Source organism: Streptomyces sp. NBC_00209 (genome assembly GCF_045206345.1).
GTDB lineage: Bacteria > Actinomycetota > Actinomycetes > Streptomycetales > Streptomycetaceae > Streptomyces.
This window is the reverse complement of the sequence record NZ_CP108121.1, coordinates 2959161-2985311: the sequence shown is the minus strand read 5'-3', so window position 1 is coordinate 2985311 and position 26151 is coordinate 2959161. Positions and strand designations below refer to the sequence as shown.

Annotated in this window: 16 protein-coding genes and 1 pseudogene; 9 read left to right on the top strand and 8 right to left on the bottom strand. The window is 73.9% G+C overall.

Annotated elements, in window-relative coordinates:
* Positions 1 to 51: 51 nt before the first annotated feature.
* On the bottom strand, positions 52 to 1680 hold the full coding sequence (locus tag OG867_RS13275) for an AMP-binding protein (protein ID WP_328901601.1): 1629 nt from the start codon (positions 1678 to 1680) through the stop codon (positions 52 to 54).
* 363 nt (positions 1681 to 2043) lie between these two features.
* On the opposite strand from OG867_RS13275, the gene OG867_RS13270 reads away from it, so the two are divergent.
* The 6 genes from OG867_RS13270 to OG867_RS13245 all read left to right on the top strand — a co-directional run bounded on the left by OG867_RS13270 (position 2044) and on the right by OG867_RS13245 (position 18415).
* Positions 2044 to 8487 (top strand): amino acid adenylation domain-containing protein, encoded by a 6444-nt coding sequence (locus tag OG867_RS13270; protein ID WP_406285273.1) that lies wholly within the window; start codon positions 2044 to 2046, stop codon positions 8485 to 8487.
* Positions 8469 to 14957 (top strand): amino acid adenylation domain-containing protein, encoded by a 6489-nt coding sequence (locus OG867_RS13265; protein WP_406285271.1) that lies wholly within the window; start codon positions 8469 to 8471, stop codon positions 14955 to 14957. The genes OG867_RS13270 and OG867_RS13265 overlap by 19 nt, the downstream gene beginning before the upstream one ends.
* A gap of 151 nt (positions 14958 to 15108) precedes the next feature.
* Positions 15109 to 15327 (top strand): MbtH family protein, encoded by a 219-nt coding sequence (locus tag OG867_RS13260; protein ID WP_328901604.1) that lies wholly within the window; start codon positions 15109 to 15111, stop codon positions 15325 to 15327.
* Positions 15324 to 16346 (top strand): guanitoxin biosynthesis L-enduracididine beta-hydroxylase GntD, encoded by a 1023-nt coding sequence (gntD, locus tag OG867_RS13255; protein WP_328901605.1) that lies wholly within the window; start codon positions 15324 to 15326, stop codon positions 16344 to 16346. The genes OG867_RS13260 and gntD overlap by 4 nt, the downstream gene beginning before the upstream one ends.
* The gene (locus OG867_RS13250; RefSeq protein ID WP_328901606.1) at positions 16343 to 17089 is read left to right on the top strand and encodes an SDR family oxidoreductase; all 747 of its coding nucleotides are present in this window, start codon (positions 16343 to 16345) and stop codon (positions 17087 to 17089) included. The genes gntD and OG867_RS13250 overlap by 4 nt, the downstream gene beginning before the upstream one ends.
* Positions 17090 to 17167: 78 nt before the next feature.
* Positions 17168 to 18415: a cytochrome P450 gene (locus OG867_RS13245; RefSeq protein ID WP_328901607.1), complete on the top strand. Its 1248-nt coding sequence runs from the start codon at positions 17168 to 17170 to the stop codon at positions 18413 to 18415.
* On the opposite strand, the gene OG867_RS13240 is transcribed toward OG867_RS13245, so the two are convergent.
* From OG867_RS13240 to OG867_RS13230, 3 genes are read right to left on the bottom strand one after another with little or no spacing between them, the layout of a single operon-like run.
* A complete protein-coding gene (locus OG867_RS13240; RefSeq protein WP_406285268.1) occupies positions 18388 to 19113 on the bottom strand; it encodes a 4'-phosphopantetheinyl transferase in 726 nt (241 codons plus the stop codon). The two genes, OG867_RS13245 and OG867_RS13240, sit on opposite strands and share 28 nt — an antisense overlap.
* Positions 19110 to 19688 carry a hypothetical protein gene (locus OG867_RS13235; protein WP_406285266.1) on the bottom strand — a complete coding sequence of 193 codons (579 nt, stop codon included), beginning with the start codon at positions 19686 to 19688 and terminating at the stop codon, positions 19110 to 19112. Before OG867_RS13235 ends, OG867_RS13240 begins: the two co-directional genes overlap by 4 nt.
* A gap of 37 nt (positions 19689 to 19725) precedes the next feature.
* Complete coding sequence (locus OG867_RS13230; RefSeq protein ID WP_328901610.1) at positions 19726 to 20487, bottom strand: alpha/beta fold hydrolase; 762 nt, start codon at positions 20485 to 20487, stop codon at positions 19726 to 19728.
* Positions 20488 to 20742: 255 nt separating this feature from the next.
* Between OG867_RS13230 and OG867_RS13225 the strand changes: the two genes are divergently transcribed.
* Entirely contained in the window at positions 20743 to 21093 is a 351-nt protein-coding gene (locus OG867_RS13225) for an acyl carrier protein (protein WP_328901611.1), read from the top strand.
* Positions 21094 to 21167: 74 nt separating this feature from the next.
* Here OG867_RS13225 and OG867_RS13220 read toward each other — a convergent pair whose 3' ends face one another.
* The gene (locus OG867_RS13220) at positions 21168 to 22271 is read right to left on the bottom strand and encodes a citrate synthase 2 (protein WP_328901612.1); all 1104 of its coding nucleotides are present in this window, start codon (positions 22269 to 22271) and stop codon (positions 21168 to 21170) included.
* Between the two features lie 132 nt (positions 22272 to 22403).
* Between OG867_RS13220 and pdxH the strand changes: the two genes are divergently transcribed.
* Positions 22404 to 23039: a pyridoxamine 5'-phosphate oxidase gene (gene pdxH / locus OG867_RS13215; protein ID WP_406290938.1), complete on the top strand. Its 636-nt coding sequence runs from the start codon at positions 22404 to 22406 to the stop codon at positions 23037 to 23039.
* A gap of 459 nt (positions 23040 to 23498) precedes the next feature.
* Here the strand turns inward: pdxH and OG867_RS13210 are convergent, their stop codons facing one another.
* The 3 genes from OG867_RS13210 to OG867_RS13200 form a co-directional block, all read right to left on the bottom strand.
* Positions 23499 to 24530: a hypothetical protein gene (locus tag OG867_RS13210; RefSeq protein WP_328901613.1), complete on the bottom strand. Its 1032-nt coding sequence runs from the start codon at positions 24528 to 24530 to the stop codon at positions 23499 to 23501.
* A gap of 201 nt (positions 24531 to 24731) precedes the next feature.
* Positions 24732 to 25313 (bottom strand): DUF6368 family protein, encoded by a 582-nt coding sequence (locus OG867_RS13205; RefSeq protein WP_406285263.1) that lies wholly within the window; start codon positions 25311 to 25313, stop codon positions 24732 to 24734.
* Between the two features lie 115 nt (positions 25314 to 25428).
* Complete coding sequence (locus tag OG867_RS13200; protein ID WP_406285261.1) at positions 25429 to 25761, bottom strand: hypothetical protein; 333 nt, start codon at positions 25759 to 25761, stop codon at positions 25429 to 25431.
* Positions 25762 to 25840: 79 nt separating this feature from the next.
* On the opposite strand from OG867_RS13200, the pseudogene OG867_RS13195 reads away from it, so the two are divergent.
* Positions 25841 to 26133, top strand: a pseudogene (locus OG867_RS13195) (PAS domain S-box protein); the annotation flags it as partial.
* Between the last annotated feature and the right edge of the window lie 18 nt (positions 26134 to 26151).

Below are 26151 nucleotides of genomic sequence, written 5' to 3'. Positions count from 1 at the left end.
TGAAGGGGGCCGGTCGCCGACCGGCCCCCTTCACGTGTGCCCGCGTACGGGTCAGACCGCCGTGTCCGCGAGTGTGCCGTCGCACAGCTGCTTCCACATCAGCCGCCGGCGCGGCTTGCCGCTCGACGTGACCGCCAGGCCGCTGCGGCGGACGTGGACGAGCAGCAGCTCCGCGTCGGGCAGCGACTCCGTGACGACCTCCCGGGCGACCTCGTCCCACTCCGGCTTCGCGCCCTCCATGACCACGGCGGCCGTCGCGACCCCGTCGCGGAAGCCCAGCAGCACGGCCGCCCGGCGCTCGGTGACGCCCAGCTCGTGCAGCCGGCCCTCCAGGCTCTCCGCGAAGACCATCTTGCCGTTCATCTTGATGCCGTCACCGAGCCGGCCGAGGACGAACAGCTGCCCGTCCCGCAGGAACCCGGCGTCGCCCGAGCGCAGCACGCCCGAAGCCAGGCTGGTCCCGGACGCCGAACCCGCGTCGCCGACATAGCTGTTGCCGCGCACCGAGGTCCCGCCGACGACGATCTCGCCCACGGTGCCGTCGGGCACGGGGCTGTCGTCCTCGTCCAGCACGGAGACCGTGACGCCCTCCATCGGGTGTCCGCAGCCCACGATCCGGGCCGTGCCGGGCCGCCCGTCCTCGCCGTCCGGCGCCGAGGCCGTCCAGCCCTCGTCCGGGGCCAGACCGGTCACCCCGAGGGTGGCCTCCGCGCCCCCGTACGCCGGGGTGAAGACGCCGCGCCGGAAGCCGTACGGGCCGAGCAGCGCCTCGACCGCCTCCAGGGCGTCCGGATCGATGCGCTCGGCGCCCAGGCTGACCGACCGCAGGGCGCTGAAGTCCATGCCTTCCAGGGCGGCCGGGCGGACCCGGCGCAGGATGTACGCCAGGCCGAAGTTGGGCATCGCGGTCAGGCCGATCCGGTTCTCGCTCATGCAGCGCAGATAGCGGACCGGGTCGCGCAGGAAGTGCTCGGGCTGCATCAGCCAGCCGTCGGACCCGGTGACCACCATGTTGATCAGGCAGCCGGTCAGGCCGAAGTCGTGGTGCACGGGCATCCAGCTGATGCCGGCGTCCTCGGGCCGCCACCCCAGTCGGCGCCGCGTCGCGGTGACGTTGGCGCGCAGCGCGTCGGACGCGACCCGCACCCCGCGCGAGAAGCCGCTCGACCCGGAGGTGAACTGGATCAGCGCGTGGTCCGGCAGCGGGTACGGGGCGGAGGCCGGCTCCACGTCGCGTACCAGCTCCTCGAAGAGCACCGGCTGGCGGATGCCGAGCCCGGCGCACGTCTTGCTGACCGCCTCGAAGGAGTCCTCGTCGCAGAGGGTGAGGGCCGGGGCCGCCGTGCGGAAGAGGTGGTCGACGTGGCGCTGGTAGTCCTCGCTCCGCTGGAACGCGAACGGCGGCGCGATCGAGGACGGTGTCGCCCCGGCCGCGAGCGCGCCGAACAGGCTGGCCGCGAAACCGGCGCTGGAACGCTGCACCACGACCACCACGTCGTTGCGCCGCACCCCGTGCGCGCGCAGCGCGGCGGCCGTGCTGAGGGTCAGCCGGGCGAGCGACCGGTAGGAGTGGAAGTCCCAGCTGTCACGGGATCCGGCGAAGTGGAGCCCACGGTCGGCCGGCGCGTCGGTCAGCCACTCCAGCAGGGCGCGGTCGGGATAGCTCTCGGGACGGGTCAAGGCAGTGGTCCTCTCAGCCTCTGCGGGCATTGCTGCGCATCATGCCGAGCGGCGGCGGGCCCCTTCCAGGCAAGAATCCGGTAACTCGCCCCGGCGGCCGACCGGCAGCCGGCGCCGCCGGTTGCCGGTCGCTTTCCTGGTGACCGCACGTGCGTTCGGCGAGCATCGATGCCATGGCGCCGGCCCGTCGACACCCTGCCGTCGCCGCCCCGCACGCCCCGGGGCGGCCGCGCCCGCCGTCGCCCCGGCGCCCCACGACCGCCGGACGTCCCGCCCTGCGGACCGCACCGAACACCCCGCGATCCGGCCCAGGGCACCAGACCGAGGCGCGCTGGAACGCGCCGGGAAGGTGGTCGTCGTCCGATGACTCCGCTCGTCACCGAAGGCACCCCGTTTCCGCTGACCGCCGCCCAGCGCGGGGTCTGGTTCGCCCACCGGCTCGCCTCGCCCACCTCGACGTTCAACCTGGCCGACTACCTGGAGATCCGGGGCCCGGTGGACGCCGGCGTCCTCCGGCGCGCGGTCCGCCGCGCCGAGGTCGAGAGCGGCACCTTCGACGTGGCCTTCGGCGAGGGCCCCCAGGGCCCGTACCAGAAGGCCGTCGCGCAGGCCGGCGAACTGCTACGGGAGATCGACCTCTCCGGCCGGCCGGACCCGCACGCCGAGGCGCTGCGCTGGATGGCCGAGGACCGGCACACCGCCCTGGACCTCGTCCGCGACCCGCTCTTCAACGAGGTGCTGCTGAAGCTCGGGGACGCGCACTTCATCTGGTACAAGCGCTGCCACCACATCCTCATCGACGGCTTCGGCAGCGTCCTCTTCACGCGCCGGGTGGCCGAGTTGTACGCCGCCGAGGCGGCCGGTGAGGAGTCCGCGGGCGCCCCGCTGAACACCCTCGCCGAGCTGGTCGCCGAGGAGGCCGCCTACCGCGCGTCCGACCGCTTCACCCGCGACCGCGCCTACTGGCTCGACCGGTTCGCGGTGCAGCCGGAGACCGCGACCCTGTCCGACCGCACGGTGCCGGGCCGGGCCGGAGAGGTGCTGCCCACCCGCACCGCCGAGCTCCCCGAATCCGCGCTCGCCGCGCTCCGCACCGCCGGACGCGAGGCCCGGACCACCTGGACGGTCCCGGTGCTCGCCGCGGTCGCCGCGTATCTGCACGGCATGACCGGGCAGCGCGACCTCACCATCGGCGTCCCGGTCGCGGCCCGGCGCACCGACATCGCCCGCAACAACCCCGGCATGATGGCCAACCAGCTCCCGCTGCGGCTCACCATCGACCCGGCCACCACCCGCTCCCAGCTGCTGCGCCAGGTCGCGTCGGGGCTCGCCGAGCTCCTGGAGCACCAGAACTACCCGTACGACGACCTGCGGCGCGACCTGAAGCTGGTCGGCAGCGGCGGCCACCTCTTCGGGGTGCAGGTCAACATCATCCCGGGCAGCGGCGACCTGCTCTTCGGCGGCCACCCCACCTACGCCCGCACCCTCCAGGGCGGCCCGGTCCCCGACCTCAACATCAGCGTCCGTCCCCAGAGCACCGGGCAGGGCGCCGCCATCGACTTCGAGGCCCCCGCCGACCGCTACACCGAGGACGAACTCGCCGCCCACCAGGACCGCTTCCTGCGCTACCTCACCGCACTGGCCACCGCCCCCGCCGACCTCCCGATCGGCCGCGTCCCGCTCCTCGGCCCGGCCGAGCACGAACGGGTCCTCGTGGAGTGGAACGACACCGGCCGGCCGGACGCCGGGGCCACCTTCCCCGAGCTGTTCGAGCGGCAGGCCCGGGCCACCCCGCACGCCGACGCCGTACGGGCGGGGGAGACCACGCTCTCGTACGAACGGCTCAACGCCCGCGCCAACCGGCTGGCCCGCCTCCTCGCCCGCAAGGGCGCCGGGCCCGGCACCCGGGTCGCCGTCGCCATGGACCGCTCACCGGAGGCGATCGTGGGCGTCCTGGCGGTCCTGAAGGCGGGCGCCGCGCAGCTGCCGGTCGACGTGTCGTACCCGGCCGAGCGCATCGCGTACATGCTGGACGACGCCCGCCCCGCCCTGATGCTCACCACCCGCGCGGCCGCCGCCCGGCTCACCGGTCTCGCGGACCTTCCCGAGCAACTGTTCCTGGACGAGCTGTTCGTCGGCGACCTCTTCCTGGACGAACTCGTCCTGGACGAGGCGTCCCTGGCACCGCACGCCGACGACAGCGACCTCACCGACGCGGACCGCACCGCGCCCCTGCGCCCCGGCCACACCGCGTACGTCATCTACACCTCCGGGTCCACCGGGCGGCCCAAGGGCGTCCTGGTCCCGCACACCGGGATCGCCGCCCTCGCGTCCACCCAGGCCGACCGGCTCGCGCTGCGGCCCGGCGAGCGCGTCCTGATGTTCGCCTCGCCCAGCTTCGACGCCTCCGTCTGGGAGCTGTGCACCGCGCTCCTCACCGGCGGCTGCGCGGTCGTCGCCCCCGCCGAACGGCTCCGGCCCGGGCCCGCCCTGGCCGCCCTGATCGCCGAGACCGGCGTCAGCTGCCTGCTGCTCGCCCCCTCCGCGCTGTCCGTGATGGCCGAGGGCTCGATCCCGCCGGGCGTCACCCTGGTCGTCGGCGCCGAGGCGTGCCCGCCCGACCTCGTGGAGCGCTGGTCGCCCGGGCGCCGCATGGTCAACGCCTACGGGCCCACCGAATCCACCGTCATCACCACCATGAGCGACCCGCTCGCCGGGCGCACCGTGCCCCGGATGGGCCGCCCCGTGCACCGCACCCGGGTACGCGTCCTGGACGAGGCGCTGCGCCCCGTCCCGGCGGGCGTGGCCGGCGAGGTCTACATCGCGGGCTCCGGCCTGGCGCGCGGCTACCTGAGCCGCCCCGGCCTGTCCGCCGGGCGGTTCGTCGCCGACCCGTACGGCGAGCCCGGCGCCCGCATGTACCGCTCCGGCGACCTCGCGCGCTGGACGCCCGACGGCGAGCTGGAGTACCTGGGGCGCGGCGACGACCAGGTCAAGGTGCGCGGCTTCCGCATCGAGCCCGGTGAGATCGAGGCGGTCCTCGCGGCCGGCCCGGCCGTCGGGCACGCCGCGGTCGTCGTCCGCGAGGACGCCCCCGGAGTGCGCCGCCTCGTCGCCTACGTGGTGCCCCGCCCCGGCGCGGTGCCCGAGCCCGCCGCGCTGCGGGAGCTGGCCGCCGCCGGGCTCCCCGAGTACATGGTGCCCGCCGCCGTCGTGGTGCTCGACGCGCTGCCGCTCACCCCGAGCGGCAAGCTGGACCGGAACGCCCTGCCCGCACCGGAGTTCGCCGGCGCCGCCGAGAGCCGCGCCCCGCGCGACGACCGCGAGCGCCTGCTGTGCGCGCTGATCGGCGAACTCCTCGGCGCCACCGCCGTGGGCATCGACGACAACTTCTTCGACCTGGGCGGCGACTCGATCGTGGCCGTCCAGTTCGTCACCCGCGCCGCCCGCGCCGGGATCGGCCTCACCCCGCAGGACGTCTTCAGCCTCCGCACGGTCGCCGCCATGGCCGCCCACGCGGCGGGCACCGACGCCCCCGGCGAGGAGCCGGCCGGCGCCCCGCCGGTCCCCGAACCCGTCGGCCCCGAGGAGGCCGCCGCCCTGCGCGCCCGCTGGGCCGGGCGGAACGCGGAGGCGCTGCTCCCGCTCGCCCCGCTCCAGGAGGGCATGCTCTTCCACGCCTTCTACTCCGGCGCCGCCCTCCGCGACGGCGACGCGGACGCCGGCCCCGACCCGTACAACGTGCAGAAGGTCTTCGGGCTCGCCGGGCCGCTCGACACCGAGGCGCTGCGCCGCGCCTGCCGGGGCGTGCTCGACCGGCACCCCGCGCTGCGCGCCGCCTTCGACCGCGCCGGGTCCGGGCTGCCCGTGCAGGTGATCTGCGGCGGCCTCGAACCGGACTGGGCGTTCCACGACCTCGCGGACCTGGCCGAGCCGGAGCGCGCCGCCGCGCTGAGCGGGCTGCTCGCCGCGGACAAGGCCCGCCGCTTCCCGATGGACGCGCCGCCGCTGATCCGCTTCGGCCTCGTGCGCACCGCCCCGGACACGCACCTGCTCGTCCTCACGAACCATCACATCCTGTACGACGGCTGGTCGTTGCCGCTGGTGCTGCGGGACCTGTTCCTGCTGTACGCGGACGGCGGCGCCGGGTCCGCGCTGCCGCCCGCCGTCCCGGTCTCCGACCACCTCGGGTGGCTCGCCGCCCAGGACCGTACGGCCTCCGAGGACGCCTGGCGCACCGCCCTCGCGGGCCTGGACGAGCCGACCCTCGTCGCCCCCGGCGCCCAGGCCGCCACCGGCGCCCCGGCCCTCGCCGTCACCGAGCTGGACGAGGAGCTGACCCGGGCGGTGGGCGCGGCCGCCCGCACCCGGGGCCTGACCACCAGCACCGTGGTCCAGGGCGCCTGGGCGCTGCTCCTCGCGCTGCTGACCGGCCGCGACGACGTCGTGTTCGGGACCACCGTCTCCGGCCGGCCGCCCCTGCTCCCGGGCGTCGAGGAGATGGTTGGGATGCTGATGAACACCGTCCCGGTCCGGGTGCGCGTCGACCCCGCGCAGTCCTTCGCCGCGCTCCTGGCCACCGTGCAGGCGGAGCAGGCCGCGCTGACCGGGCACCACCACCTCGGCCTGCCCGCGCTCCAGCGGCTGACCGGGATGCCCGAACTCTTCGACACCAGCACGGTCTTCGAGAACGCCCCGGTGGACCGCGCGTCCATCGGCCGGGCCGTCCCGGGACTGCGGATCACCGTCGAGGAGTCCGACGCCACCGGCGCCACGCACTACCCGCTCAGCCTGATCGCCGCCCCCGGCGACCGGATGCGCCTGGAACTCACCTACCGGGCCGACCTGTACGGCGCGGCCGAGGCGGACGCCGTCCTCACCCGGCTCCGGCTCGCCCTCGCGGCGTTCGCCGCCGACCCGGACCGGCCGGTCGCCGGGATCTCCCTGCTCACCGCCGAGGAGACGGCCGGGGCGCTCGCGGCGGGCGCGGGCCCGGACCGGGCCTTCCCGGACGCCACCCTGCCCGAGCTGTTCGCGGCGCAGGCCGCCCGCACCCCGGACGCGGTCGCCGTCGTCTGCGGCGCCGAGACCGTCACGTACGCCGGACTCGACGCACGGGCCGGCCGCCTCGCCGCCGCGCTGGTGGCCAAGGGGGCCGGGCCCGGGCGGGTCGTCGGGGTGAGCCTGCCGCGCTCGACCGAGCTGATCGTCGCCCTGCACGCCGTCCACCGCGCCGGGGCCGCCTACCTGCCGATCGACCCGGAGTACCCGGCGGAGCGCGTCCGCAACATGATCGATGACGCCGACCCGGTCCTGGTCATCGACCCGGCCAACTACGCGGCGCTGACCTCGGGCGCCCCGGCCACCGACCGCCCGGCCCCGGACCGCCCGCTGCCGCTGCACCCGGCCTACGTCATCCACACCTCCGGCTCCACCGGCCGCCCCAAGGGCATCGTCGTGGCGCACGCCGGGGTCGCCAACTACCTGCACTGGATGCAGGACGCGTTCCCGCTCGGCCCCGGCGACCGGGTCCTCCAGCGCACCTCGATGAGCTTCGACCCCTCGGTGTGGGAGATCTTCTGGCCGCTGATCACCGGCGCCGCCGTCGTGATCGCCGAGCCCGACGGTCACACCCGGCCCGGGTACCTGCCCGACCTCATCCGCCGGGAGAAGGTCACCGTCGCCCAGTTCGTCCCGTCCACGCTTGAGGTCTTCGTCCAGGAGCCGGGCGCGGACCGCTGCGACGGGCTGCGGCGGGTGTTCTGCGGCGGCGAGGCCATGACCTCCGGCCTGGTGGAACGGTTCCGCGCCGTGAGCGGGGCCGCCCTGCACAACCTGTACGGGCCGACCGAGGTGTCCGTCTACTCCACGAGCCACCTGGCGCTCGCGGGCGCCGAACCCGCCGCCGTGCCCGTCGGCCGCCCCGCCTCCAACCTGCGGGTGTACGTGCTCGACGCCCGGCTGCGGCCGGTGCCCCCGGGGGTGAGCGGCGAGATCTGCATCGCGGGGCCCGGCGTCACCCTCGGCTACGCGGGCCGGCCCGGGCTCACCGCCGAGCGCTTCGTCGCCGACCCGTACGGCGCGCCCGGCACCCGGATGTACCGCACCGGCGACCTCGGCCGCCGCCGGGCCGACGGGGAGCTGGAGTACCTGGGCCGCGCCGACCACCAGACGAAGATCCGCGGCCACCGCATCGAGCTCGGCGAGATCGAGACCGTGCTCACCGCCGACGCCTCGGTGTCCCGCGCCGCCGTCATCGTCCGGGAGGACCGGGCGGGGGCCCCGCGCATCGTCGCGTACGCCGTCCCCGCCGCGGGGCCCCTCGACGCGGACGCGCTCCGGGAACACCTCGCCGCCGCACTGCCCGGCTACATGGTCCCGTCCGTCCTGATGGAGGTCGCCGCCCTGCCGCTGACCCCGAACGGAAAGCTGGACCGCAAGGCCCTGCCCGTGCCCGAATCCTCGGCGGCCCCCGCCGGACGCGAACCGCGCGACGCCCGCGAGACCCTGCTCTGCGGCCTGTACGCCGAAGTGCTCGACCTGGAACGGGTCTCGATCGACGACGACTTCTTCGGCCTCGGCGGCGACTCGATCATGTCGATCCGGCTGGCCGGCCGCGCCCGCACCGAAGGGCTCGACCTCACCCCGCGCGACGTGTTCACGCACAAGACCGTCGCCGCGCTCGCTCCGCACGCCACGGACGTCGCGGCGGGCGAGGGCGCCTGGACCCCCGCCCAGCAGCCCCTCGTCCCGCTCGACCTGGACGAGCTCGAAGAGCTCGAAGCCCAATGGGAGAACTCGAAGTGAAGCAGACCTCGCTGGAAGCGGTCCTGCCGCTGTCCCCCTTGCAGGAGGGCATGCTCTTCCACGCTCTCTACGACACCGAGGGCGTCGACTTCTACCACATGCAGACGCCCCTGGAGCTGGCCGGGGCCCTGGACGCGCAGGCCATGAAGCGCGCCTGCGGGCAGCTCCTGGAACGCCACTCCGGTCTGCGCGCGGGCTTCCTGCAACGCCGCTCGGGACAGGCCGTCCAGGCCGTGGCCCGCGCCGTCGAGGTGCCCTGGGAGGAGAGCGACCTCAGCGGCTTCGGCGAGTCCGAGCAGCGGGCCCGGCTCACCCGGCTCCTCGCCGCCGACCGCGAACGCCGCTTCGACCTGGCCCGGCCCCCGCTCGTCCGCTTCACCCTCGTCCGCCTCGGCGCCGAACGCCACGTCCTGGTCATCACCCACCACCACATCCTGGTCGACGGCTGGTCCCTGCCCATCGTGCTGCGCGACGTCTTCCGCCTCTACCGGCGCGCCCGGGGCGACGCGGGCCTGCCGGACCTGGAAGCGGTCGTCCCGTTCAGCGACTACCTGGGCTGGCTCGACGCCCAGGACCGGGCCGAGGCCGAACGCGCCTGGGCCGAGGCGCTGGACGGCCTCGGCGAACCGACGCTGGTCGCCCCGGCGGCCACCGCGGGCACCCCGGGCCGCCAGCAGCGCGTCATCGCGGACCTGCCGGCCGAGCTGACCGCCGCGCTCACCACGGCCGGGCGGCAGCGCGGGCTGACCCTCAACACCGTCGTCCAGGGCGCCTGGGCGCTGCTCCTCGGCTCGCTCACCGGGCGCGACGACATCGTGTTCGGGGCCACCGTCGCGGGCCGCCCGCCGCAGATCCCGGGCGTCGACCACATGGTCGGCCTGCTCATCAACACCGTGCCGGCCCGGCTGCGCATCGACCCGGACGAGCCGCTGTCCGCGATGCTGGCCCGGCTCCAGGACCAGCAGGCCCGCCTCGGCGGCTACCACTACCTGGGCCTCGCCGACATCCACCGGACCACCGGGCACACCGAACTCTTCGACACCACCGTCGCGTTCGAGAGCTTCCCGATCGACCCGCTGGCCGCGTCCAAGGCGATCCCCGGCATGGCCATCGCCATCGTGGAGGCCACCGGCCACGAGGCCCACGAGGGCACCCACTACCCGCTCAGCCTCGCCGTCTACCCGGGCGACGAACTGCGCCTCGAACTCAACCACCGCCAGGACCTCTTCGACACCGAGGCGGCGACCGCCCTCCTCGGCCGGCTCCGGCTGCTCCTCGAAGGCTTCGTCTCCGCCCCGGACACCCCCGCCGGCCGCGTCGACCTCCTCACCGAGGAGGAGCGCCGCCGCACCCTCCACACCTGGAACGACACCGCCCGCGAGGTCCCCGACGCCACGCTCCCCGACGTGTTCGAGGCGCAGGTGCGGGCGACGCCCGGCGCGACCGCCCTCGTCGGCGGCGGGCAGGCCCTCACCTTCGGCGCGCTCAACGCCCGCGCCAACCGGCTCGCCCGCCTCCTCGCCGCCCGGGGCGCCGGCCCCGACACCCTCGTCGCGCTCGCGCTGCCCCGCACCGCCGACACCGTGGTGGCGATCCTCGCCGTGCTCAAGGCCGGCGCCGCCTACCTGCCGGTCGACCCGGAGTACCCGGCCGCCCGGATCACCGCGCTGCTCGCCGACACCGCGCCGGTCCTCCTGGTGACCACGGACGCCGTGGCGGCCGGGCTCCCGGACGGCGGCCCGGACCGGCTCTCCCTGGACGCCCTCGCGGACCGGCTCGACGGGGGTGCCGGGGCGCCCTCCGACGCCGACCTCACGGACGCCGACCGCACCGCCCCGCTGCTGCCCGCGCACCTCGCGTACACCATCTCCACCTCGGGCTCCACCGGCACGCCCAAGGCCGTCGCGGTCGAGCACCGCGCCCTGGTGAACATGTTCCACAGCCACCGGGACCGGTTCTTCGCGCCGGAGTCCGAGGCGGCCGGCGGCCGGCAGCTGCGGGTCGCGCTCACCAACGCGCTGGTCTTCGACGCGTCCTGGAGCCAGCTCCTGTGGATGACCGGCGGCCACGAACTGCACCTGGTGGACGACGAGACCCGCAAGGACCCGCACGCGCTGACCGCGTACGTCACCGAGCGGCGCGTCGACGTCCTCGACACCACGCCCAGCTTCGCCCGCTCCCTCCTGGCGGCAGGGCTCCTCGGCCTCGCTGCCGGGGGTCACCGCCCGACCACGCTCGCGCTCGGCGGCGAGGCCGTCGGCGACGACCTGTGGGACGAACTGCGCGCCACCGAGGGCCTGAACGGCTACAACCTGTACGGCCCCGCCGAGTGCACCGTCGACGCGATGTTCTGCCGTACCGGCGACAGCGACCGCCCCGCCATCGGCCGCCCCGCCCACAACACCCGCGTCTACCTCCTGGACGCCCGGCTGCGCCCGGTCCCCGCCGGTACGGAGGGCGAGCTGTACATCGCCGGAGCCGGCCTCGCCCGCGGATACCTCGGCCGCCCCGGGCTCTCCGCCGAACGCTTCGTCGCCGACCCCTTCGGCGCGCCCGGCGCCCGCATGTACCGCACCGGCGACCTCGGCCGGTGGCTGCCCGACGGCACGATGGTGTTCGCCGGGCGCGCCGACGACCAGGTCAAGATCCGCGGCTTCCGCGTCGAGCCCGGCGAGATCGAGGCGGTCTGCGCCGCCGACCCGGCCGTGGCCCGGGCGGCCGTCGTGGCCCGCGAGGACCGGCCGGGCGTCAAGCGCCTCGTCGCCTATGTGGTGCCCGCCGACGCGTCCGCCGACCTCGCCGGGCTGCCCGGCCGGCTCGCCGGGGTGCTGCCCGCGCACCTGGTGCCCGCCGCCGTCGTCACGCTCCCCGAGCTGCCCCTCACGATCAACGGCAAGCTGGACCGCCGCGCCCTGCCCGCCCCGGAGTTCGCGGGCGCCGCCGGTGGCCGGGCGCCGAAGGACGACCGGGAACGGCTGCTGTGCGCGCTGTTCGCCGAGGTGCTGCACGTCGAACGCGTCGGCGCCGACGACAGCTTCTTCGACCTGGGCGGCGACTCGATCCTCTCCCTCCAGCTGGTCTCCCGGCTGCGCAAGGCGGGCCTCGTGCTCACCCCGAAGGACGTCTTCACCCACCGCACCGTCGCCGCGCTGGCCACCGCCGCCGCGACCGCCGACGCCGAGCCCTCCTTCGTACCGCCGGAGGGGCCGCTCGTCACCCTCGGCGCCGACGAACGGGCCGAACTGGACCGGGACTTCCCCGGCCACCTGGACGTCCTGCCGCTCACCCCGCTCCAGCAGGGCATGCACTTCCACGCCCTGCTCGCCGAGGACGGCGTCGACGTCTACAACACCCAGCGCCCCCTGCACCTCGCCGGAGAGCTGGCCCCGGGCGTACTGCGGACCGCCTGCGAGGCGCTGCTCGCCCGGCACGACAACCTGCGCGCCGCGTTCGTCCGCCCGGCCGGCGGGGCCGCCGTGCAGGTGGTGCCCGCCGCCGTCGCCCTGCCCTGGACGGACATCGACCTCACCGGGCTCGACGAGGAGACCCAGCGCGACCGGGTCGCCGCACTGCTCGCCGAGGACCGGGTCCGCCGCTTCGACCTGGCCGAACCGCCGCTGGTGCGGGTCACCCTGGTCAAGCTCGCCGACGACCGCCACCTCTTTCTACTGACGCACCATCACATCCTGCTCGACGGCTGGTCGCTGCCCCTGATGTTCCGCGACCTCTTCGAGCTGTACGCGAACGGCGGCGCCGCCGCGTCCCTGCCGGCCGTCACCCCGTACCGCCACCACCTCGGATGGCTCGCCTCCCTGGACGGTACGGGCGAGCGGCTGTGGAAGGACGCCCTCTCCGGGCTCGACGGGCCGACCCTGGTCGCCCCCGGTGCCGACGCGGCCGCCGCCGTCGTCCCGGACCTCGTCGCGCACCGCCTCGGCGCCGACGCGACCCGTGCGCTCACCGCCGCCGCCCGCGCCCACGGGCTGACCCTCAACACCGTCCTCCAGTACGCCTGGGCGGTCGCCCTCGGCCGCCTCACCGGCCGGCGCGACGTCGTCTTCGGCGCCACCGTCGCCGGACGCGCCCCGCAGCTTCCCGGCGCCGAGTCCGTCGTCGGCATGCTGATGAACACCATCGCGGTCCGGGTGCGCTGGGAGCCCGGCCAGACCCTGACCGGCGTCCTCGCCCGGCTCCAGGACGAGCAGGCCGCCCTCGGCGAGGCACACCACGTCTCCCTGGCGGCCGTGCAGCAGAGCGCCGGCCACGGCGAACTCTTCGACACCGTCCTCGGGTTCGAGAACACCCCGGTCGACCGCGCCGCCGTCCAGGAGCAGGTGCCCGGGCTCCGGATCTCCGTGGACGACACCGCCGCACCCGGCGCCACCCACTACCCGCTCAGCCTGGTCGTCGTGCCCGGCGAGCGCCTGAGCCTCGAACTGAACTACCGGGGCGACCTGTTCACGCACGACGAGGCGGACCACCTGCTCGCCGTGGTGGGCCGCGTCCTGGACGCCCTCGTCACCACCCCGGACCTGCCGACGGGCCGCATCGGCCTGCTCTCCGCGCCCGAGCTCGACCGCCTGGTCGCCGAGCCCAACCGGGGAGCCGACGCCCGGACCGCGACCCCGGCCACCTTCCCCGAGCTGTTCGCCCGGCAGGTCGCCGCCCGCCCGGACGCCCCCGCCGTCACCGGACCCGGCGGCACCCTCTCGTACGCCGGACTCGACGCCCGCGCCAACCGCCTGGCCCGCGTCCTCGCCGCCCACGGCGCCGGACCGGAGCGGCTGGTCGTCGTCGCCATGCCGCGCTCGACGGACTCCGTGGTGTCGATCGTCGCCGCGCTCAAGGCGGGCGCCGCCTACCTGCCGCTCGACGTCACCTATCCGGCGGACCGGGTCGCGTTCATGCTCCGCGACGCCGCCCCGCACCTCGTCCTCACCACCCGCGAGGCCGCCGAGGGCCTGCCCGCCGAGGAGGGCGGACCCACCCGGCTGTACGTGGACGAGCTGACGGTCCCCGAAGGCACCTCGGACGCCGAGCTGACCGACGCCGACCGGACGGGCCCGCTGCGCCCGGCGTCCGCCGCGTACGTCATCTACACCTCGGGCTCCACCGGCACCCCGAAGGGCGTCCTCGTCACCCACGCCGGGCTCGCCTCGATGATGGCCGCCCAGGCCGACGGGCTGGACGCCAAGCCGCTCGGCAAGGTCCTGCTCTACGCCTCGCCGAGCTTCGACGCCTCCGTGTGGGAACTGTGCACCGCGCTGCTCACCGGGTCCTGCGCCGTCGTCGTCCCGGCCGGTGAACTCCTCCCCGGGCAGCCGCTCGTGGACACCGTCGTCCGGTACGGGGTGACCTGCCTGCTGCTGCCGCCGTCCTCGCTGGCCGTGGTCCCCGAGGGCGGGCTGCCCGAAGGGGTCACGCTCGTCGTCGGCGGCGAGGCGTGCGCGCCCGACCTGGTGGCCCGCTGGTCCGCCGGGCGCCGCATGGTCAACGCGTACGGGCCGACCGAGTCCACCGTCATGGCCACCATGAGCGCACCCCTGGCCGGGCGCACCGCCCCGCCCATGGGCCGCCCGGTCGCCGGCAGCCGCGTCTACGTGCTGGACGAGACGCTGCGCCCGGTCCCGCCCGGGGTCCCCGGCGAACTGCACATCGCCGGTGCCGGGCTCGCCCGCGGCTACCTCGGCCGCACCGCGCTCACCGCACAGCGCTTCGTCGCCGACCCGTACGGCGCCCCCGGCACCCGGATGTACCGCACCGGCGACCTCGCCCGGTGGACCGCCGACGGGCAGCTGGAGTACCTGGGCCGCGGCGACGAGCAGGTCAAGGTGCGCGGCTTCCGCATCGAGCCCGGCGAGGTCGAGGCCGCGCTCACCGCCGACGCCTCCGTGGCCCGGTCCGTCGTCGTCGCCCGCGAGGACGCCCCCGGCATCCGGCGCCTCGTCGGGTACGTCGTCGCCGCACCGGGCCAGCAGGTCAGCCCGGCGGCCCTGCGGGAGCGGGTCGGCGCGGTGCTGCCGGACTACATGGTCCCGGCCGCCGTGGTCGAGCTGGACACCTGGCCGGTCACCCCGAGCGGCAAGCTCGACCGGAACGCCCTGCCCGCCCCGGACTTCAGCGCCGCCGCGACCGGGCGCGCCCCGCGCGGCGAGGCGGAGGAGCTGTTCTGCGCGCTCTTCCAGGACGTCCTTCAGGTGGACCGGGCGGGCGCGGACAGCAGCTTCTTCGACCTGGGCGGCGACTCCATCACCTCCATCCAGCTCGTCACCCGGGCGCGCAAGGCCGGGTACGAGATCGCCCCGCGCGATGTGTTCGCCGGCCGCACCGTGGCCGGTCTGGCCGCGCTGGCCAAGCGGCTCGACTCCGAGGCCCGGCAGCCCGCCGCCGCCCCCGAAGTGCCCCTGGTCGCCCTGGACCAGGACGAGCTGGACGAGTTCACCGCGGAGTGGGACGACGACTCCGCCTGAGACCTCCCCGGCGCAAGCCGGGGACACGCCCCACGACGACCCGGCAGGGACCCTGCTCGGCCGGGTCCGAGGGCGGCACCACCCGCGGCCGACGGGGCCGCAACAGGACCGGACCCGACCGGCCCCGGCCGGCCAGAGAGAGGACACGACGATGTCGAATCCGTTCGACGCCGAGGAGGGGACCTTCATGGTTCTCGTCAACGACGAGGGGCAGCACTCGCTGTGGCCGTCCTTCGCCGAGGTCCCGGCCGGCTGGACGACCGCGCTGGGGGAGTCCGACCGGGCGGCGGCGCTCGCGTACATCGAGGCCAACTGGACCGACATGCGGCCCAAGAGCCTGGTCGCCGCCACCGAGGGGAGCGTCCGATGACCGTCCTGGAGAGCGTCACCGCGTACACCCTCACCGGCCGCGAGGCCGCCGAGCTCGGGGAAGGGCTCGCCTCGCTGCGCGACAGCGCGGGCGACCCGTCGTTCCCCGACTTCTACGACCACTCCTGGCAGGCCGTCGAGGTCCTGCCGACCGGGCTGCGCGCCTTCCTGGAGGACTTCCGGCGTACCGAGCAGTCCGCCGCCTGCCTGGTCCACGGCTTCCCCGTGGACGACGAGGCCCTGGGCGCGACCCCCGCGCACTGGAGCGAGGCGATCACCGTCAAGAACGCCCTCGACCAGGAACTCGCCCTCGCCCTCTGCGGCATGGTGCTCGGCGAGCCCTTCGCCTGGGCCACCCTCCAGCAGGGCCGGCTCGTCCAGAACGTCCTGCCGATCGCGGGCGACGAGGAGAACCAGAGCGGCTACGGCAGCGCATCGCTCCTGGAGTTCCACACCGAGGACGGCTTCCACCCGCAGCGCTGCGACTACCTGATGCTGCTCGGCCTGCGCAACCACGACCGGGTGCCGACCATCGTCGCCTCCGTCCGCGACATCCGGCTCTCCGACGAGGACCGCGGCATCCTCGCCTCCGAGAGCTTCCACATCCTCCCGGACACCGAGCACATCCGGCAGCTGGAGGCGTGGAACCCGCACCACCCGGCGCTCGCCGAGGCCCGCCGGATGCTGGAGCGGCCGGTGCCCAGCGCCGTCCTGCTCGGCGACCGGCTCAGCCCGTACCTGCGCATCGACCGGCCCTTCATGCGCTGCGTGGGCGACGACCCCCGGGCCGTCGCCGCCCTGGACCGGCTCATGGAGGAGCTGGAACGGGTCCAGCAGGACGTGGTCGTGGAGCAGGGCTCCCTGCTCGTCGTGGACAACTACCTGGCCGCGCACGGCCGCCGCTCGTTCCGGGCCCGCTACGACGGCACCGACCGCTGGCTGAAGAAGCAGCTGGTCAGCCGCAACCTGCGACGCGGCCTGAGCACGTCCACCACGGACAGCCACCGGGTCATCCTGTGACCGGGGGCCGTACGGTCGTCGTCTCCGGCGCGTCCAGCGGCATCGGCCGGGCGGTCGCCGCCCGCTTCGCGCTGGACGGCGACCACGTCGTCAACCTGGACGTGGCGAAGCCGGACGGCGAGGTCCCCGGCGTCCGGTGGCTCGACGTGGACGTGGCCGACTGGGACGCCGTGGGCGAGGCCGTCGCCGCCGTCCAGGACTCCACCGGCCGCCTCGACGTGGTCATCGCCAACGCCGGGATCAGCATCCGCCACGGCGTCCTCGAACTCACCGAGGCCGAGGCGCGCAGGACCCTCGACGTCAACCTCATGGGCGTCCTGGCGCTGTGGCGGCACGCCGCCGGGCACATGGTCCGCCAGGGCCACGGCGTGCTGCTCGCCACCGCGTCCGTCAACGGCTCGCGCGGCTACCCGCTCTACGCGGACTACAACGCCTCCAAGGCCGGGGTCGCCTCGCTCTGCCAGACCTTCGCCATGGAGCTGAGCCCGCTGGTCCGGACCGCGTGCGTGACCCCGGGGGCGGTGCTCACGCCGATGCAGGAGGCGGAGTACACCCCGGCCATGCTGGACGAGGTCAACGCCCGGATCCCGGCGCGGCGGCACGCCCTGCCGGAGGAGATCGCCGCCGCCTTCCACTATCTGGCGTCGGACGGGGCCCGGTTCATCACCGGCCAGGAACTCGTCGTGGACGGCGGCGAGACCGCCGGCGCCACGACGGCCTTCTTCCCCGGCCACACCGGATAGCCACGCGCCGGGGCCGCCGGACCCTCACGTCCGGCGGCCCCGGCGCCCCACGACCACGACCGCAGAAATGGAACGATCATGACCGAGCGCCCCGTGTTCGACCCGGCGCACCTCGACACGGCCGACCTGTCCGATCCCCGGCTGCACGCCACGTACGACCTGCGCGAGCTGTGGAGCCACCTGCGGACCGAGTCCCCGGTGCACTGGCACCCGCCGGCCGGACAGGCCGACGGCTTCTGGGTCCTGACCCGTTACGAGGACGTCGCCGCCGTCTACAAGGACAGCCGCACCTTCACCTCCGAGCGCGGCAACGTGCTCGACACCCTCCTCCACGGCGGGGACTCCGCCGCCGGCCGGATGCTCGCCGTCACCGACGGCCGCCCGCACACCGCGCTCCGGGGCGTGCTCAGCAAGCCCTTCTCGCCGCGCTCCCTGGACGTCGTCGTGGACAGCGTCCGGCGCTCCACCCGCGAGCTGATCCGGCAGGCCGTGGAGCGCGGCAGCTGCGACTTCGCGACCGACGTCGCCGCGCACATCCCGCTCGCCGCGATCTGCGACCTGCTCGGCGTACCGCCCGAGGACCGGGGCCGGATCATCGAGCTGACGTCCTCGGCGCTCTCCTCCACCGACGGCGCCCCCACCCAGGAGGGCACCTGGTCCTCCCGCAACGACCTGCTGCTCTACTTCTCCGAGCTGGCCCAGTCGCGGCGCGAGAAGCCGTACGACGACGTGGTCAGCCTGCTCGTCAGCAAGGAGGTCGACGGGCGCCCGCTGACCCACGAGGAGATCATCTTCAACTGCTACAGCATCATCATGGGCGGCCACGAGACCACCCGGCTCGCCATGATCGGCGGCTTCCGCGCCCTGGTCGACCACCCGGACCAGTGGCGGGCGCTGTGCGCGGACGAGGTCCCGGTGGCGCAGGCCGTCGAGGAGATCCTGCGCTGGACCACGCCCGCCCTGCACAGCGGCCGCACCGCGACCCAGGACACCTTCCTCGGCGGGCGGTTCATCGAGGAGGGCGACGTCGTCACCGTCTGGAACGCCTCCGCCAACTTCGACGAGACGGTCTTCCCCGACCCCCACCGCTTCGACCTGGCCCGCACCCCGAACAAGCACCTGAGCTTCGCCCACGGGGCGCACTTCTGCATCGGCGCCTACCTGGCCCGGGCCGAACTCTCCGCCGTGGTCGAGGGATTGCGCGAGTACGCCGCCGAGCTGGCGGTCACCGGCGAGGAGAGCCGGGTCTACTCCAACTTCCTCAACGGCCTCGCGAGCCTCCCGGTCACCCTCACCCCTCAGCCCGCCGCCCTGACCTCCGCCTGAACAGCCGCCCCCGGCCCCGTACCGCCGTCCGGTACCGGGGCCGGCACGGTGAGGCCCACCCGCAGCAGCCCGCGCCCGGCCGCCCAGGACCCCCGCAGCAGCTCCGGGAACGGCGCCCCGCCCGGCACCGGGCCGCCCGGCACCCGAGCGGTGAACGTGCCGTCCGCCGACAGGGACACCTCCGCGTCCAGGAACCCCAGCGGCAGCCCGGTCAGCGGATGCCACGCCTTGTACACGGCCTCCTTCACGCAGAACACCAGCCGGTCCCACGCCACCGGCGCCCCGGCCCGCCCCAGCTCCGCGACGGCTTCCCGCTCCCCGGCGACCAGCACCCGCCCGGCCACCCCGCGCGGAAGCGGCGCGTCCGGCTCCGCGTCGATCCCGACCGCCCGGAACGCCCCGGCGGGGGCGACGGCGGCGGCCCGGTAGCCCACGCAGTGCGTCAGGCTGCCCACCAGGCCCTCCGGCCACGTGGGCCCGTCGCGCCCCTTCCGTACCAGCGGCGCGGGCTCCCGGCCCAGCCGCCGCATGGCCTCGCGGGCGCAGCCCCGTACGGTCGTGAACTCGCGCCGCCGCTCCTCGACCACATCCGCGATCAGCGCCTCCTCCTCCGGGAAAAGGCGAATCCCGGCCGCGGCCCCCGTGTCACCGAAGGACTCGACCAGGATCACTCCGGCGGGCAGCAGCCCGGCGGTCACTCCGAGGTCCGGGGACCGGCGGCCGGCGCGGCCGACTCCCTTACCGGCAGGGTGGAGTCCTTCGCCCGCAGGCCCAGGAAGTACTGCTGGACGAGCAGCGTCACACCCATGCCCAGCCACAGCGCGTTGACGTTGATCGGCTCACCGGTCGTCAGGTGCGCGACCGCGCCCACCACGAGCCGCGCCGCGATCGTCGCCAGCCACAGCCACATCGTGCCCATGCCGCCCTTGCGGATCACCTTCCCCGCGGTGTCCCGCCACATCGGCATCGACCGGGCGCGCAGCGCGCCGAACGCGACGGAGATGGCGAGCGCGAGCACCAGGAAGCCGATGCCGCCCTTCGTCGCCTCGCTCGGTCCCGGCGGCACACAGCCCCGCGCCACGAGCAGCGCGCACCAGAGGTACATCCGGGGCCGCACCTCCCGCGCGGTGAACTGGGTGACCAGCACTCCCACCGTGATCCCCACGACGAGAACGGTGTTGAACACCACGGCGAAGTCGCCGCTCCCGTCGACATGGACCGCCGCGAGCTGCGCGGTGGGGGCGGCGGAGCCGAGGGCGAGCAGGCTGAGCATGGGCGTTCCCTTGGGGTCGGGGGGTGGGGTACGGGGGTTACGCGGTGCGGGCGAGGGCGTCCGTGAGCGCGGCGACCATCGCGGCGGGGTCGGTGTGGGGGTAGTGGTGACCGCCGGGCAGCAGCGTGAGCGAGAACGCGGCCCCGGCGCAGTGCCGCCACTCGGGCAGCCCGTCGGCGCGCGTCACCTCGTCGTCGGCGCCGCCGAACACGTGCAACGGGCCGGGCAGCGGGTCCGGCCCGGCGAGCAGATAGCCTTCCGCGAACCGGAGGTCGGTGCGCATCGGGCGCATGATCTGGGCCAGGAACTCCGGGAATTCCAGGAGCTCTTCGGGCAGTCCGCCGTTGCGGAGCAGCCAGTCGAGCAGCCCCTCGTCGGACGCCTGGGACATGGTCGCCGGGGGCGGGGTGTGCGGGGCCCGGAAGCCGGAGACGAGGGTGGCGACCGGGGCGGGCAGCCCCCGCGCCGCGATCCGGCGGCTCAGCTCGTAGACAAGCGCCCCGCCGAAGCTGTGCCCGAACAGGGCGTACGGCATGGTGAACTCGGGCGTCAGCCCGGCCAGCAGCCGTTCGGCCAGCTCATCGAACCCGTCCGGCATCGGCTCGTCCTGCCGCGTGCCCCGGCCCGGCAGCTCCACGGGGGCCAGCTCGATGCCCGGCGGGATGTGCCGCCGCCACCCCGCGAAGGCCCCGGCGCCCGCGCCCGCCTGCGGTACGCAGATCAGCCGGGTGCGCGCGGTGCCGACGGCGAGCCGGCCGGAGACCCAGCGTTCGTCCTGCGGCCGTGCCGTCACACTCATCCGGTCCACCTCTGCTGTCCGTCACGGTCGGACAGCATTGTGGCAGCGGCCCGTATGCCCGCTCCAGGCAACGATTCCGGCATGCGGCAGGCAACTGGACCGCTCACCGGAAGGACGGATTCCGTACGGAGTTGCCGCGCCCTTGCCGGAGTTGTTGCCTGGAGTCCGGGTGATCACTGCCCAGAACATGGTGAGGGCCTTCCGTTTGGATCAGGCCGGGCTCGCGGGCTCTGTGATCGAACGTGGAGAAGTCCCATGACTGACAGCAGCACCGTGATCGACTCCGGCTCGGTGGAGGCACTGGTGAGCAGGCTCGTGCTGCTCGTCGCCCCCCAGAAGAACGAGCACAGCCGGCCCGAGCAGCGCCTCATCTCCGACCTGGGCTACCACTCACTGGCCCTGGCCGAACTCGCCTTCACCCTGGAGGACCTGTTCGGACTCGACCCGCTCCCGCCGGAGAAGGCGATGTCGCTGGAGAGCGTCGGCGACGTCACCGGGCTCATCGCCGCCGAACTCGACGGCGGCGCCGGGCACCTGCCGAACGACGACGACATCCAGCTGATCTTCGCCCGCTACGGCGTCGAATGGGCGCCCCAGGCCGCGTAAGGCATGACCGCCGCCCCCCAGAACGGCCGCATGCCGTGCTGTCCCCCGCACGCGGCATGCGGCTTCGCCCAGGATCAGTCCTTGTCCAGCTCCGCGTACCCCGCGACCTCGCGCGGGCTCCGCGTGCCCGGGCCCACGTAACGCGCCGACGGGCGCACCAGGCGCCCCGTCCGCTTCTGCTCCAGGATGTGCGCCGACCAGCCCGCCGTACGCGCGCACGTGAACATCGACGTGAACATGGGCGCCGGCACCTCGGCGAAGTCCAGCATGATCGCCGCCCAGAACTCCACGTTCGTCGCGAGCACCCGGTCCGGGCGCCGCGCGTGCAGCTCCTCAAGGGCCGCCTTCTCCAGCGCCCGCGCCACCTCGTAGCGTGGCGCGCCCAGCTCCTCGGCGGTGCGCCGCAGCACCCGGGCGCGCGGGTCCTCGGCGCGGTAGACGCGATGGCCGAAGCCCATCAGCCGCTCGCCCTTGTCCAGCGCCTTCCTCACGTACGCCGTGGCGTCCCCGGTCCGCTCGATCTCCTCGATCATGCCGAGGACCCGGGACGGGGCGCCGCCGTGCAGCGGGCCCGACATGGCCCCCACCGCGCCGGACAGCGCGGCTGCCACGTCCGCCCCGGTCGAGGCGATGACCCGGGCGGTGAACGTGGAGGCGTTCATGCCGTGCTCGGCGGCGGACGTCCAGTACGCGTCGACGGCCTTCACGTGCCGGGGGTCCGGCTCGCCCCGCCAGCGGATCATGAACCGCTCCACCACGGACTCCGCCTTGTCGATCTCCCGCTGCGGGACCATCGGCACGCCCTGTCCGCGCGCCGACTGCGCCACGTACGACAGCGCCATCACGGCGGCCCGCGCCAGATTCTCGCGGGCGGTCTCCGCGTCGATGTCGAGCAGTGGTTTCAGCCCCCAGACCGGGGCGAGCATCGCCAGCGCGGCCTGCACGTCGACCCGGACGTCACCGGAGTGCACAGGGAGCGGAAACGGTTCGGCGGGCGGCAGACCGGGCTCGAAGGCCCCGTCCACCAGCAGCCCCCACACATGTCCGAAGGAGACGTGACCGACCAGCTCCTCGATGTCGACGCCCCGGTACCGGAGCGAACCGCCCTCCTTGTCGGGTTCGGCGATTTCCGTCTCGAACGCGACGACTCCTTCGAGTCCGGGTACGAAGTCGGACATCAGGCGGCTCCCTCGGTTCGACGGTTGCGCCGGGCGGACCTCCGGCCCGTCCGGCCGCTGCGGCAGGATGGCACCGTGCCCACCCCAGACTCCTCAGACTCCTCCTTCGATTCCACCACCGATCCGGCCGCGATGCGCGAGCAATACCGATCCGAGACCTTCACCGAGGACTCGCTCGCGCCCGATCCGATGGACCAGTTCGCGCGCTGGTTCCGCCAAGTCGCCGCCGGCGGCATGCTGCACGAGCCGAACGCCATGGTGGTCTCCACGGCGACCCCCGAGGGCCGCCCCTCCTCCCGCACGGTGCTGCTGAAGATGTACGACGCGCGCGGCTTCGTCTTCTTCACCAACTACGGCTCCCGCAAGGGCAGCGAGCTGACGGCCAACCCGTATGTCTCGCTGCTCTTCCCCTGGCACCCGCTGGCCCGCCAGGTCATCGTCACCGGCACCGCGGCCCGCGTCCCCCGCGAGGAGACCGTCGCCTACTTCCGCACCCGCCCGCACGGCTCCCAGCTCGGCGCCTGGGCGAGCGAGCAGTCCACGGTGATCGGCAGCCGCGAGGAGCTGACCGCCCGCTACGAGGAGTTGTCGGCCCGCTACCCGGAGGCCGAGAAGGTCCCGGCGCCCCCGCACTGGGGCGGCTTCCGCGTCGTCCCCGAGACGATCGAGTTCTGGCAGGGCCACGAGAACCGCCTCCACGACCGGCTGCGCTACGTCCGCGAGGGCGGCGAGAAAGGCACGTGGCGCGTCGAGCGCCTGTGCCCGTAAATCGCCCCCGACATGCGGAAACCCGCAGGCTCTGGTCCCTCCTTGCGGAGGAGCCGGCCGGACTTACCGGCGAGCCTGCGGGTCGGTGACTGCTTGGGATTGGCCGATGACCGGCCTGCACTGCAAAGAGCGCGACAACGGGCGTCAGCCCGCAGTCACCTCACGAGTCCGAGAAGAAATCACTTCCGGAACACCTCCTTTCTTCGCTGACGCCAGCCTAGGAGCCCTCCTTCCGAGGCTCAAGCGATTTATTCGACGACTTCCCGCTGGTAGCCGTACGCGTATCCGTCGCCACGCTGGAGCAGATCGAGGTACCTGTGGGACACGCCGCAGAGGCCCGAGGGGCCGCCGATGCAGGTTCATGAGGTCCGGCGCACCCGACTCTGAGGCCATTGTTAGTGGCCAATTGAAATTCCCCATGGACAGCCAGTTAGCGGGGATCTAACTGGCCGCGTACGGTCACTCTGCGTTGATACTCATCCGGCAGGCGGGACGCGTCCGAAGCCAGTACGAGCGGGCCGTGATGGTCAGGGCGACGCCGTAAACGGCGAAGGCGACTATCCCGATCCAGCCGACCAGCAGCGCGTCACCTGAGGAGTGGAAGTCGCCGGGCCGCATCGTCACTACGCCAGCCGTGGCCAGGGTCAAGTATCCGACCCCCACAACCCCGTACGGGGCGAGCGTGGCAGCGCCGAGCAGAGCCGGGGCGAGCGGGAGCCAGCGCGGTACCCGTCGGCCGCGCAGGAGCAGCGTCCAGCGTGGGAAGACCTGCCCCCACGGGCGGACCAGGCCCCAGAGCAGGAAGACGCCGAGCACGGCCAGCAGGGCGGTGGGGTCCAGGCCCCAGGACTCCAGGGTGAGGAAGATCCCTGAGGCGCCGTTCCGCTCCGAGACCGCGAGCATCTCCTCACTGGTGATCCCCGCGAACGTCCCGCCGGACGCCCAGACCAGCTTCATCGCCGCGTACGGAACAAAGGCCAGCGTCCCCGCCCAAGCGGTGAGTTGAACGGGCCTCGATGCGGCGGCCGGCGCTCGTACGGCAGTACCGGCGGGCAGGCGGTCGGACCGGGCCATGGCCGCGAGCAGGACCGCCCCGACCGCTGCCAGGGCCTTGTTCGCGGCTGCGGCCCGACTGTCCACTCCCTGACCGACCATCAGCGTGATCACATCCATCAGCAGGCTGAACGCGATGATCCCGGCAAGCCCGCAGGCCACCCAGAGCAACACCCGCAACTCCGGCCGCAGCCCGTACCGCACCACTGCCCCGCTGACCAGCGTCACCAGCACGCCCACCGCCACGACCACCCACCCCAGCCCGGAAACCCATGAGCCACCGCCGCGAGGGAGCGCGGAGGTCCCGCTCAACGCGCACACCAGGCCGAAGCCGGCATACAGCACCGCCCACAGCATCGTTGCCCAGGCCACACAGCGCGGCCATCGCTGCCACGAGGCGCTCCAGGGCGCCTTCATCGTCCGTTCAACACCAGTCATGCTCTGAAACGTCGCATCGACCGGGGCGGGTGGCGTCAGCCGCCGGAACCATCTGCTTCCCCCAGCCGGGTGAGTGACCCCTCATGCCAAGGTATTAGTGACGGAGTGTGACTTCTCAACTGGCCGTCCGTGGGGAATCTGGAGTGGCCGCTGTCAGGCCATGACACCGAACTGAGCCAGTCGCCTGGCGACGCCGTGCCGCTACTTGATCAAGTGGAAATCAGGATGCCGCAGCCAAGCCCTCAGAAACTCCACGTCCCCGACGTGTCGATGCCACCGCCCACCGCCCCCAGTGTCATAGGAGACCTCCGCGAGTGTTCCCGGCAGGGTTGACGCCAGTGCTCTCCCCCGGGCCAGGGCGGTCTCGGTCCCCGTGTCCTCTCCTGTGCCGGGGCGGCTGCTCAAGAGGCCGTCGAAGTCGACCATGGCATCGAGGCGGCAGGCCAGAGCGAGCGTCAGGTGACCGAGCAGCACATGGTTCACCGAACCCGAGCAGCCGGTGCCGACTACCAGCCCCTGCGCCGGTGGCCGCGAAAAGGATGAGTAGTCCTCGTCCTCGGCAGGCATCTCCTCGTCCTCTGAGAGGAAGAACACGCCGACGCCGGCTGGATCGAAGGCCCGCAGGCCCAAGGCCGAACCGTCGCGCACCCAGAAGTCAACATCGCCGCTGGCCTTGGTCTCCACCGGGTCGCAGAAGGTCTCCAACCACGGGACCACGTCGGCCAGGATGTCGGCAAACCCGCGTTGTTCGAAGAGCCACAGTCCAACTGCCGGTCCCGCCATACCGCCCCCAGAACTTCGTGGACCAAGTGCCATAAGGACCCGGTTCTACCAGGTCCCAGCGGCGTCTGATCACGGCGACGGCTCAGCTGCGTTGCTGTGGTGACCCGACCCGCGGTCAGCCGACCTCAGGTACCGCGCCAGGCGGAGCAGGCTCCTCCGCGGTGACACGACGGATGTGGCCTACCCACGAATCCGGCGTCAGGGAGGACCACTCAACGTCGATCTCAACGCCGTGGAATATGCGGGTGAGGTCTGCAAGCTGCGTGAAGATCGCCGTCTGTACGTCCTCAAGGGGCGCGTCCGCGGGCATCGGGACCTTGCCGCATCCGCCACCCGAGTCGTCGGCGATGAACGTGTAGGGCCACACGCCTTGCCCAGTCAGCAGGATGATCTCTTTCGGTATGCCGAAGGGGGGCCGCTTCTTCTTCCTCTTGGGTCGTCTCGCCACGGTGCCATCCCACTGACACAACTCTGCGCGCCACTGACATCCACTCTGCGCACGACAGCTGGCGGCGCTCCTCGACGGTATGGACGGCACCGTCACCCACTGGAACCGCGAGGCCGAGCGCGTCCTCGGCTGGTCCGCCGACGAGGCCGTGGGCCGGCCCGGGCTGGCCGGCTGGGCGGTGCGCCGGGCCGACGCGGACGAGGTGCAGCGGCGGCGCTGATGGCGGTCATGGAGGCGCCGGGGCGCCAGGTCCACGAGTTCGCGCTGCTGCGCAAGGACGGCGGCCGGGTCCTCGTGCGCACCCAGTCCGCCGGGGTCCGGGGCGCGGACGGGAAGCCGGCCGGGGTATCCACCTGCTGTTCCTCAGAGCTGAGGGAGTGAGCGTAACCA